Source organism: [Flexibacter] sp. ATCC 35208, from assembly GCF_001975825.1.
Taxonomy (GTDB): domain Bacteria; phylum Bacteroidota; class Bacteroidia; order Chitinophagales; family Chitinophagaceae; genus Chitinophaga.
The window spans coordinates 146,415-157,558 of record NZ_MTKN01000001.1; the positions used below are offsets into that span (position 1 = coordinate 146,415).

The 11,144-nt window shown below is 45.0% G+C and carries 8 protein-coding genes; 6 read left to right on the forward strand and 2 right to left on the reverse strand.

All coding sequences use genetic code 11. The annotated features are described in order from the left end of the window. Positions 1-2 precede the first annotated feature (2 nt). Together bla and BW716_RS00600 are read right to left on the reverse strand one after the other, a co-directional pair. Positions 3-887 (reverse strand): class A beta-lactamase, encoded by an 885-nt coding sequence (bla, locus tag BW716_RS00595; RefSeq protein WP_083720155.1) that lies wholly within the window; start codon positions 885-887, stop codon positions 3-5. 10 nt (positions 888-897) lie between these two features. Further along, positions 898-1,275, reverse strand: a complete 378-nt coding sequence (locus BW716_RS00600) for a DoxX family protein (protein ID WP_083720156.1) — start codon at positions 1,273-1,275, stop codon at positions 898-900. A gap of 220 nt (positions 1,276-1,495) precedes the next feature. Here BW716_RS00600 and BW716_RS00605 point away from each other — a divergent pair, with 220 nt between their 5' ends. The 6 genes from BW716_RS00605 to BW716_RS00630 all read left to right on the forward strand — a co-directional run bounded on the left by BW716_RS00605 (position 1,496) and on the right by BW716_RS00630 (position 11,101). Beyond that, positions 1,496-2,197 (forward strand): 16S rRNA (uracil(1498)-N(3))-methyltransferase, encoded by a 702-nt coding sequence (locus BW716_RS00605; protein WP_083720157.1) that lies wholly within the window; start codon positions 1,496-1,498, stop codon positions 2,195-2,197. A 54-nt stretch (positions 2,198-2,251) separates the two neighbouring features. Continuing rightward, positions 2,252-2,815, forward strand: a complete 564-nt coding sequence (locus BW716_RS00610) for a sigma-70 family RNA polymerase sigma factor (protein ID WP_083720158.1) — start codon at positions 2,252-2,254, stop codon at positions 2,813-2,815. Between the two features lie 67 nt (positions 2,816-2,882). Then, positions 2,883-3,800, forward strand: a complete 918-nt coding sequence (locus BW716_RS00615; RefSeq protein ID WP_083720159.1) for a FecR family protein — start codon at positions 2,883-2,885, stop codon at positions 3,798-3,800. A gap of 176 nt (positions 3,801-3,976) precedes the next feature. After that, complete coding sequence (locus BW716_RS00620) at positions 3,977-7,285, forward strand: TonB-dependent receptor (protein ID WP_083720160.1); 3,309 nt, start codon at positions 3,977-3,979, stop codon at positions 7,283-7,285. A gap of 10 nt (positions 7,286-7,295) precedes the next feature. Continuing rightward, a complete protein-coding gene (locus tag BW716_RS00625; RefSeq protein WP_083720161.1) occupies positions 7,296-8,906 on the forward strand; it encodes a RagB/SusD family nutrient uptake outer membrane protein in 1,611 nt (536 codons plus the stop codon). A 197-nt stretch (positions 8,907-9,103) separates the two neighbouring features. Beyond that, positions 9,104-11,101 carry a glycoside hydrolase family 127 protein gene (locus BW716_RS00630; protein WP_083720162.1) on the forward strand — a complete coding sequence of 666 codons (1,998 nt, stop codon included), beginning with the start codon at positions 9,104-9,106 and terminating at the stop codon, positions 11,099-11,101. Positions 11,102-11,144: the final 43 nt, after the last annotated feature.

An 11,144-nucleotide genomic window follows, 5' to 3' on the forward strand; every position in this document is an offset into this window, starting at 1 on the left:
GATTACCTGGTCCAGTGATCAAATATTGCTTTGGAAATTTGGGCGATCCAGGCTTCTCTTTCAGCATCACTTCCTTTTGAATCGGATACGAATACTGTCAGTATCAGGTGTTTCCCATTTGGTAAGATAATGATACCACTATCATTTGTGGCAGCAGTGAATCCATTATGTGTGCCGGAGGTGCCGGTTTTATGAGCCACTATTGTGCCTTTGGGCAATAGCCCTTTGATGCGGTTTGCGCCCGGGTAAGATCCGGCTAAATCTTTCCAGAGGGTATTGTATGATGCGCTGGACAATACTTTATTTTGGAGGTAGATCTTATATAATTGGGTGATACCTATTGGCGTTGCCCAGTTACGATATTGGGTGGTATCATTGCTTTGTTGTTCCTTTTCGGTGGTGGCGATGTTGATACCTTTTACACCGAGGCTTTTAATGTAAGCGTTTGTTTTCTTAGTTCCTCCTAATAAGCGCAGCAATACATCGCAGGCTGTGCCATCGCTCTCCATGATATTGTACCTGGATATTTCCCTGAGGGTCATGCTCACACCGCCATTTGGATGTGCATCACGGATAGGGCTATGTCCTATGGGCATAATGTCGTCTTTGGTAATGAGGATCTTTTCATCCAGTTTATATTTCCCGATATCTACCTGATGCAGGATGGCCAGGGAGATGGGGAACTTATACACGCTTTGCATAGGATAATGATCATTGCCTCTGTAAGTAAGAGTATCACCGGTTTCCAGCAATAAGGCAGCTACGCCGATATGTGCATTGGAATGTGTGGCGATAGAATCGATCGTTTTCCGGAGAGCGGTAGTTTGTGCGTGAACGGTAGCAGACAGGCATGCAAGTAATATAACAATGGCGGTCTTTCGTGGCATATAATTTTTATTACCTTGAAGATACACCAAATATTTTATGATAGGTGAAATAGCTGATCGCTAAAATCAGCATGACAAATATAGGGAAGAAGGTCTGGCCGTTGGAAAGACCGTCTACTGCGGCATGGGAAACTGCTGCGCTGATCAGGTTAAAAGTAAAGCCGGCATATGCCCATTCTTTGATCCTGCCTTTGAAGAAGGGGAGAATTAATACCAGCGCTCCCGTTACTTTGAAGATGGTGAGGAGTACCCGGAAATATTCAGGATAGCCCAGATGTACAAACCCTTCTTTGGCTAATTGAGAATTGCCATAGATGGCAGGCATCACGCCTTCGAAGAGGAAGAAGATAGAGGTGGTAACCCAGTAAATGATCTTAGTCGTTTTCATATAGTATAATTTACAATTGTAAATATAGATTTGTTCACAGAAAATTGTGAGGGGGGAGTACGTCAATAAAGGGGGAAATTGCGACTGAAGGGGAAAAGAGGATAAGAGGATAAGAGATGATGTTTGATACATCAGACAGTAATTTGATTGATTTGGTTCGGTCATACGATTCAGAAGAGTCAGCATCATTTTCTCGTACCAATTAAATAGCTTTGCACCCATGTTTTACGCAAAAGAACTGCTGCCATCTGCAGCCACTTACACAATGGATGAACCTGGTTCCAAGTATTGCATCATGGTATTGCGCCATACAGCAGGGGATGAGGTGATTTTGACCGATGGAAAAGGGGGACGGTACCAGGGGGTGATTACGGACGATAACCGCAAGAAATGTGTCATAACCATCTCCCAATACACCCTGATGCCAGCGGTGGCTGCGCCTGTAAGAATAGCGATTGCGTTTACAAAGAATACTTCCCGTATCGAGTGGTTCCTGGAAAAGGCCACAGAGATTGGTATACAATCTATTATCCCGCTGATCAGTCATCGTTCTGAAAAGGAGAAATTCCGGGCAGACAGGCTGGAAAACATCCTTGTTTCTGCCATGCTGCAATCCCAGCAATATTATTTACCGGAACTGACTACGCCAGCCAATTTTGATAAACTGGTGAATGAGCCGCCTTCTGAGCAATTATTCATCGCGCATTGTCTGCCAGAACAAAAACAACATCTCTGGCAAGCTATGGAAAAAGGGAAAGATTCGCTGTTGCTGATCGGGCCAGAAGGCGATTTTACGCCTGAAGAAATTTCACTGGCCCTGGGTAAGGGTTTTAAACCTGTGTCACTGGGTGAAACCAGATTGCGTACGGAGACTGCGGGTGTGGTGGGGTGCACCATGATGAATGCGGTGAATGTTGGATAAAAGAAAAAATAATTGTAGATTACACACTTATAATATATACTTTATAAGTACCACGTGAAAAATGCGCATCTTCATCAGGATTCCGATTTATGGAATTTGATAAAAGCGGATTCTATTCCGGCTTTTAATGAAGTATACTCCCGCTACTGGGAGGTGCTGTTCCGTATGGCTTACAAACGTCTTCCTTCGAAGGAAATCGCCGAAGAAATTGTACAGGATACATTTATTATTCTCTGGGAGAAGCGGCATTCCATTGAAGTTACGACTTTAAAAAGTTATCTCTTCGCTATTACCCGTTACGCTATTTTCCATTATCATGCCCGTCAGGAAACCATTCGCACGCGTATGCAGGAAATGGCTGCCATGACGCAGTCGGCACCCGATATAGAAGCGATTGTGAATGCCCGCTTACTGTTGCAACTGGTGGATACCATTGCGGCAGAACTGCCTGAAAAAAGCCGCCTGGTTTTTGCGGATAATAAACTGAAAGATCATGCGCTCTCTGAATCTGCCCAATCATTTAATATCTCCGTCAAAACTGCTGAGGGGCATCTGACCCGTGCACTGAAAACAGTGCGGTTAAAACTGGGTACTTTGTACACTACTTTATTTATGTGAAATTTTTTTTCGTCGGACCAAGGGTAAACCTTTTGAAATATACTCTACCTATAAAAGGGCAATTCCCATGTCAAAAGAAAACATTCAGGAACTAGCTGAAAAATGGCTCAATGGCACTGCTACCCCTGCTGAAATACAGCGTTTGCAGGAGTGGTACCAGGCCCGGGAAGCCATGCCCACGCCAGTACCGGATGCACAGATGGGGGTACGGATCAGGGAGGGGATTCAAATTGGTTCCCGAAGAAAATCTTTTACATGGGTAAGCATCGCTGCTGCGGTGTTGCTATTGTTTGCCGCTGGCTATCATTATTATAAAAAACCAGTTACCAGGCAAATGGCTGTTTATGTTCCCCGCGAACACCAAAATCGATTATTGTTGCCAGATAGCTCTGAAGTATGGCTCAATGCAGATAGTAAACTTACGTATAACGAAACTGACAATAAAAGAGAAGTAACACTGGAAGGCGAGGCCTTCTTCAATATCAAACAGGCTGCAGGCCGCCCTTTCGTCGTAAAAGCTGGCCCCTGTACCGCCACAGTTTTAGGGACATCTTTCAACGTTAAAGCTTACAAAAATGATCCTAAAGTCCTCATCACCGTCGCCACCGGCAAAGTACAGGTAGAAGATCAACATCAGCAATTGAAAGTGCTCACTGCCAACAAACAGATTGCGCTGGAACCAATCACAGGAGCGATCAGGGAAAAACAGGTAAACGCAGTCGTATATAAAGCCTGGATAGACGGCAGCTTTGAAGTCAACAATGAAACTTTTGAAGAAGTCGCCCATCGCTTAAGCCGGAAGTATGATGTCGATGTTCACTTTGAAAATCCGGCACTTGCGCACTGTACTTTCCTGGCCAGTTTTGACCAGGCAGCCAATCTGCCATTCATTTTATCCATGTTGTGTAAGATTAACAATTCCACATTTAGCATCAGTGAAGATAAGAGGGAGGTAACTATTTCAGGTAGTGGCTGTAGTAATTAAGGATAGTTTTTTTATTGATTAAATATTCCCGTTATGAAATTTATCAGCATGCCCGCCGGTGATTCTTCATGATAGAAAGAACATAGCGCTTTCAGCATCCACGGTCTGCAAACTTCAGATGCCTCAGCGCTACGGCATTGTACTTCTATTTCATCATACAAAATGCATTTAAAGATATGAAATACTGCGGTATTTTAAGCGGGGTTCCTATTCCCTTATACGAACGTTTTCAACCGTTATTAAAGATCATGCGCTTCCTGTTCCTGGTCATACTGGTTTTATGTACAACGACGCTGCTGTTGGTAGCCCGCGATGGCCGCGGGCAGGACCTGAGCGCCATCAGACTCCATCTGGATATCCATGACGCCAAACTGAATAAAGTACTAAAACAAATTGAACGCAACACTGAACTGCTTTTTATCATTGACGGCACTGTAGCCCAGCAGGCGTCGGTTCCATCACTGGAAGATAAAGAACGCTCTCTCAAAGAGATCCTGGATGCAGTACTGGCGCCAAACGATCTTGCTTATATACAGGATGGACATTACATCATTATTAAAAAATCTATTCCTGCTGTTTTTGTAAAGCCTATTTCTGGTGTGGTGACAGATGAAAAGGGAGAGCCGTTGCCAGGTGTGAGTATCTCTGTTAAAGGATCTCATGCGGGTACGATCTCTAATGAGAAAGGTGTTTTCTCTTTGAATAGTTCTACTGACAATGATACACTGGTCATCAGTTATGTAGGTTATAAAACACAGGAAGTTCCGGTGAAAGGTACCAGTCAGCTCACGATCAGATTGGCACTGAGTGAAAACTCCCTGCAGGATGTAGTGGTAATTGGGTATGGTAGTCAGCGTAAAGGCGATCTGACCAGTTCCGTTGCTACTGTGAAATCTGAAAGTTTTGTAAAGGGAAATGTACTCGATGCGGGACAGTTATTACAAGGTAAAGTAGCCGGTCTTTCTGTATCTGCACCAAGTGGCGATCCTACCAGTGGTACACAGATCTTATTAAGAGGTAATACCACATTGTTAGGTGCGAATAGTAGTCCGCTTATACTGATCGATGGTATACCTGGTGATCTGAAAACAGTGGCGCCGGAAGATATAGAATCTATGGATGTACTGAAAGATGGTTCAGCAGCGGCGATATATGGTACACGTGGAACGAACGGTGTGATCATTGTAACCACCAGAAGGCCAGGTGGTGCGTATACCAACACCGTAGATTATAGTGGTTATGTGGGTACACAGACGGTGGCCCGTAAAATGGATATGCTGACAGCTGCAGATTACCGTCAACAGATAGCAGATGGTACGCGTGATAAATCATGGGATCTGGGGTCCAGTACGGACTGGCAGAAAGCGATTACACAGACCCCGATCACGCATGTGCATAACCTGACATTCCGTGGTGGTAACAGCAAGACGAATTACCTCGCGAATGTGAACTATCGTTCATTGGAAGGGATTATGAAAAAGTCTGACAACAATACTTTTACAGGTAGAGTGGATATCAATCATAGCATGCTGGACGATAAGCTGCGCATCAATGTAGGTTTATTGAATTCAAATAATAAGTTCACCACTACAGGTGATGGCATTAGTTTTAACGGGTATACCTACAGACAGGCATTGATAAGGAATCCGACATCTCCAATATACGACTCAACAGGTAAGTGGTTTGAACAGACAGGTTTGTTCAACTATGAAAATCCTTTGTCAAGATTGTATGAGAGCAGTGGAGAAAACACTTCACAGAATACGCGTATGAACAGTACCATCACGTTGTTGCCAATAGAGGGATTGAAACTGTCAGCGTTGTTTTCTTATACCCGTTACAATGAAGAGCGTGGTTATTCAGAGACCAAGCAACACATATCAACCTTGCGTGATGGCAGGAATGGATATGCTTCAGTAGGTTCATTACAGAATGTGCAGCGATTGATGGAACTAACGGCGCAGTATAATAAGAATATCGGCAAGCATAAATTCAGTGTGATGGGTGGGTATAGTTACCAGGAAACAGACTACCGGAATTCTTATATGCAGAACTGGGATTTTCCGACAGATCGTTTTTCATATAATGACATTGGTATAGGGTATGCCTTGAAACAAGGGCTGGCTGTGCAATTTAGTGAGAAGTCAGAAACCAACCTGATAGGTTTCTTTGGTCGTACGACTTATAGTTATGATGATAAATATTTATTGCTGGCTTCACTGAGACATGAGGCAGCGAGTCAGTTGTATGGAACGAAGCAGCCATGGGGTAATTTTCCGGCGGTATCATTTGGTTGGAGAGTAAGCAATGAGCCATTTATGAAAGGCATCAGCTGGCTCACAGACCTGAAGCTTCGTGCGGGTTATGGGGTGACGGGTACACAGCCTACAGATCTGTTTCTGGGTGTGGGTATCCTGAGTTATGGCGATTATGTGTATAACAATGGGGTATGGATACAGACACTGGGTCCTTCACAGAATCCGAATGATAAACTGCGTTGGGAAGAGAAGCATGAATCCAACTTTGGAGTAGACTATACATTGTTCAATGGCCGGGTGAGTGGGAATGTGGATTATTATATCAGGAGGATCAATGGTTTGCTGTATGATTATGCGGTGCCTAGTCCTCCGAACTTGTATAGCAGCACCCGTGCGAATGTGGGTAAGATGGAAAACAAAGGGCTGGAAGTAATGGTGAATATCATTCCGGTGAAGACGAAAGATTTTGAATGGAGTACGAGTCTGATGTTCTCAACCAATACGAACAAACTGATCACACTTTCCAATGAGTTGTACCAGGCGAGTGTGGATTACATCACCACGGGTAGTACGGGAGAGCCGATTCAGACATTTACCAATATTGTGAGAGTGGGTCGTAATATCGGCGACTTCTATGGTTTTAAAGTAGTAGATATATCAAATGATGGAAAGTGGATCTATGAAGGTCGTGATGGGAAGCCGGTAGATTATGCTTCATATCAACATGCATTTGAAGATAAGCGGGTATTGGGGAATGGTTTGCCAAGGTATTATGGAGGGTGGAATAATACATTCCGCTATAAGAGTTTTGATCTGAGTGTGACCATGCGTGGGGCGTTCAAGTACCAGATACTGAACTTTCAGCGCATGTATTATGAGAACACGGGGTTGCAGCAGTACAATCGTCTGAAATCAGCGTATGACAAGGTAATGGGCAAGGCAGTATTGAGTACGGATATGCCATTGGAGTTCAATAGTAACTATGTGGAAAACGGAGATTTCTGGAAGATAGATAACATCACTTTAGGCTATAATTTCAATCACATTCAGAGTAAGTACATCCATGGGGCGAGGGTATATGTATCCACACTGAACACGCTGACACTCACAGGTTACAAAGGGATAGATCCGGAAGTGAACAGGCTGGGACTGGCGCCGGGCGTGGATGACAGGGATAAGTATCCTTCTGTAAGAACATTTACTGTAGGTGTGAATCTGAATTTTTAAAACCAAAGCAATGAAAAGATACATATGGATAACAGTGCTGTTTGCAATGGCCTGTACCAAACTAAAAGATACCAGTTATAATAAGATCATTGATAGTCAGTTTGATCCGACTACAGAAGATTTGGCGAGTCTGGTGGGGGCAGCGTATGTAAACTGGCGGTATGTGATGAATGATTGGAATGGATTGTTCCGTGCGCAGGAAGTATCAGGAGATGAAGTGGTGATACCGGCGAGGCCGAATGGTTGGGTAGATGGGGGTGTTTATCTGCGTATACATGAGCATACCTGGACAGCGGATGATGATATAGTGGTGCAGACATGGGGGCGTGCATATGCGGGGATTACGAATTGTAACAGGGTGATCTATCAGTTAGAGTCAGGGATCATACCTATATCAGATTCAACGGCCAAGCATGCCACGCTGGCGGAGTTGCATGTATTGCGGGCATCATATTATTATGTGTTGTGTGATTTTTATGGGAATGTACCGTTAGTGACGGAGTTCAATGTGCCGTCAGGATATCTGCCTACACAGAACACACGGAAAGAGGTATATGATTTTATCGTGAATGAGATCAATACCTATCTGCCATTGTTGAGTGCGAAGAATGATGGAACGACGTATGGGAAATTCAATCAGTGGGCGGCGCATGCGTTGTTGGCAAAGATGTACCTGAATGCGGAGGTGTATACGGGTGTGCCGGCGTGGGCAGCGTGTATAAAGCAGTGTGATACGTTGATAGATTCTCATGTAGGGTTTGCATTGGAGGCAGCGCAGAAGAATGTGTTCATTACAGAGAATGAGAACTCACCAGAGATCATTTTCGCATTACCTTTCGATGAGACGTATGTGACGAACTGGAATGCATTTGATATACATATGGAGACATTGCAGCCGGCGAACCAGGCGACGTATAATTTGAAGTCAACGCCGTGGGGAGGGATATGTGCGATACCACAGTTTATAAAGACGTATGATGCAGATGATGACCGGCTCAGGGATAACTGGATAAAGGGGCAGCAGTACAGTGCGGGTGGGGAGGTGTTGAATTGTACAATGGGGGCTTATTCAGGGCAGCCATTGAATTACATCAATGCGGTACCGGGGATAGATGCATCGGAGGAGATACATGGGTATAGATTGGGGAAGTTTGAGATAAAGCAGAAGGCGCAGGTGCAGTTGAGTAATGACTGGCCGTTGTTCAGGTATGCGGATGTGTTGATGATGAAGGCGGAGAGTTTGTTACGGACGGGAAATACAGCAGATGCGGCGACGTTGGTGACGACGGTAAGGCAGCGGTCATTTTCAACGAATCCATCAAAGGCGACGGTGACGGGGGCAGATTTGTTGAAGGGGAGTGAGTATGATTATGGGTTGAGGAATCATTTGGATTCAAGTTTTCAGGGGGGGAGTGATGTGGTGTATGGGCGGTTTTTGGATGAGTTGGGATGGGAGTTTAGTCAGGAGGGGAGAAGGAGGCAGGATATGATCAGGTTTGGGGTGTTTACGAAGAAGAGTTGGTTTTCGCATAGTCCGAATGGGGATTATAGGAGTTTGTATCCGATACCGAGGACGGAGTTGAATAAGAATGCGAATTTGAAGCAGAATGCGGGTTACTAGGATTGAGTGGATGCTTTTTTGTGAGTTTACTGAATGCTTTTTAGTGATGTATTGGAAAGATTTTGCAGGGTGTTGATGGATTTTTGTAGACTTACAGCGCGTTTTTTTAATTTTTTTGGAAGAATTATTTTTTGAGATAGGTCTTTGGGGAGAGGGCGATAGCCTTTTCCACTTTTTGATAATAAACATGCACGATTATGAAGCGATTATTTTTATCATTGTCACTGTTCTATTCAGTTACCTTATCAGCCCAACAAGCGGATTACCCGATCCGTGCAGTCAATTTTACAGCGGTAAAATTGACGGACAACTTTTGGTTGCCGCGTATTCAGGTGAATCATACCGTAACGATACCGGCGTCGTTTGCGCGGTGTGAGAATACCGGCAGGGTAAAGAATTTTGAGATGGCGGCAGCGCATTCGGGGAAGTTTTGTACGAAGTTTACATTTGATGATACGGATATTTACAAGACGATAGAAGGGGCTTCGTTTTCGATGGCAGTGACGCCGGATAAGCAAATGGACCGGTATGTAGATTCATTGATAGCGATAGTGGCGAAGGCGCAGGAGCCGGATGGGTATTTGTATACGGCGAGGACGATTGATCCTTTGCATCCACCAGAGTGGGCGGGGCCAGAGCGGTGGGTGAATGAGCATGTGTTGAGTCATGAGTTGTATAATTCAGGGCATTTATTTGAGGCGGCGAGTGCGCATTATCTGGCGACGGGGAAGAAGAATTTTTTGGATATCGCGTTGAAGAATGCGGATTTGTTGGTGCAAACATTTGGGCCAGGGAAGAGAGGGGTGGCGCCTGGGCATGAGGTAGTAGAGATGGGGTTAGTGAAATTATATCGTATTACGGGGCGGAAAGATTATCTGGCGCTGGCGAAGTTTTTTATAGATGAGAGAGGGAAGCGGGCGTATGATAAGAGGAGTAAGAATGAGTGGCAGAATGGGAAGTATTGGCAGGATGATAAGCCGGTGACGGCGCAGGATGAGGCGGAAGGGCATGCGGTAAGGGCGATGTATTTGTATGCAGCGATGGCAGATATAGCGGCGATAGATGGGGATACGGCTTATTTGGCGGCGATAGACAGGATATGGAATAATATGACGGGTAAGAAGATATATGTACAGGGAGGGATAGGTGCGGTGCCGGAAGGGGAGCGGTTTGGAGAGGATTATGAGTTGCCGAATGCGACGGCTTATAATGAGACGTGTGCGGCGATAGGGAATGCATTTTGGAATGAGCGGATGTTTTTATTGCATGGGGATGCGAAGTATATAGATTTGTTGGAGAAGGTGATGTATAATGGGTTGATATCAGGATTGGGGTTGGATGGGAAGTCGTTCTTTTATACGAATGCGATGCAGGTGACGGATGGGGTGAAGCATGGTAGTTTAGAGCCGGGTCGTTCAGGGTGGTTTGAGTGTTCATGTTGTCCGACGAATTTAGTGCGGTTTTTGCCATCAGTGCCGGGTTATATGTATGCGCAGGAGGGGAAGAGGGTGTATGTGAATTTGTTTATAAATAGTACAGCGAAATTGAAAGTGAATAATGCGGATGTGGTGGTTACGCAGCAGCATAATTATCCGTGGGAGGGGAATATTGTATTAAAAATAGATCCGGTAAAGGCGAGTGCATTTGATTTGTATGTGCGGGTACCGGGATGGGCGAAGGGAGAGGCGATACCGGATGGGTTGTATCGGTTTAGGGATACTGCTTTTGCTGCTGTAGTGATAAATGTAAATGGGCAGCCGGTTTCATATAAGATGGAGAAGGGGTATGCGGTGGTGAGCAGGCAGTGGAAGAAGGGGGATGTGGTGACGATGAATTTGCCGATGGAGGTGAAGGAGGTGTTGGCGGATAGCAGGTTGGTGGATGATGTGGGGAAGGTGGCGATCCAGCGGGGGCCGTTGGTGTATTGTGCGGAGTGGAAGGACAATGGGGGGAAGGTGAGTAATTTGTTTCAGTTGGGGAGAAAGTGGGATGTGGTGATGGAGAAGGGGTTGTTGAATGGGGTAGTGGTGTTGAAGGGAGAGGGGAAGAGGGTGAATGTAGAGCGGGAGGAGCAGGAGGTGGAGACGGTAAAAGAGGGGGTGACGTTGATACCTTATTATAGTTGGGCGAATAGGGGAGAGGGGGAGATGAGTGTATGGTTTTTGGAGAGGGTGAAGGAGGTGAGTTTGAAGTGATAATTGGGTGATTGAAATGATTGAGATATTCTTCAATTTTTAA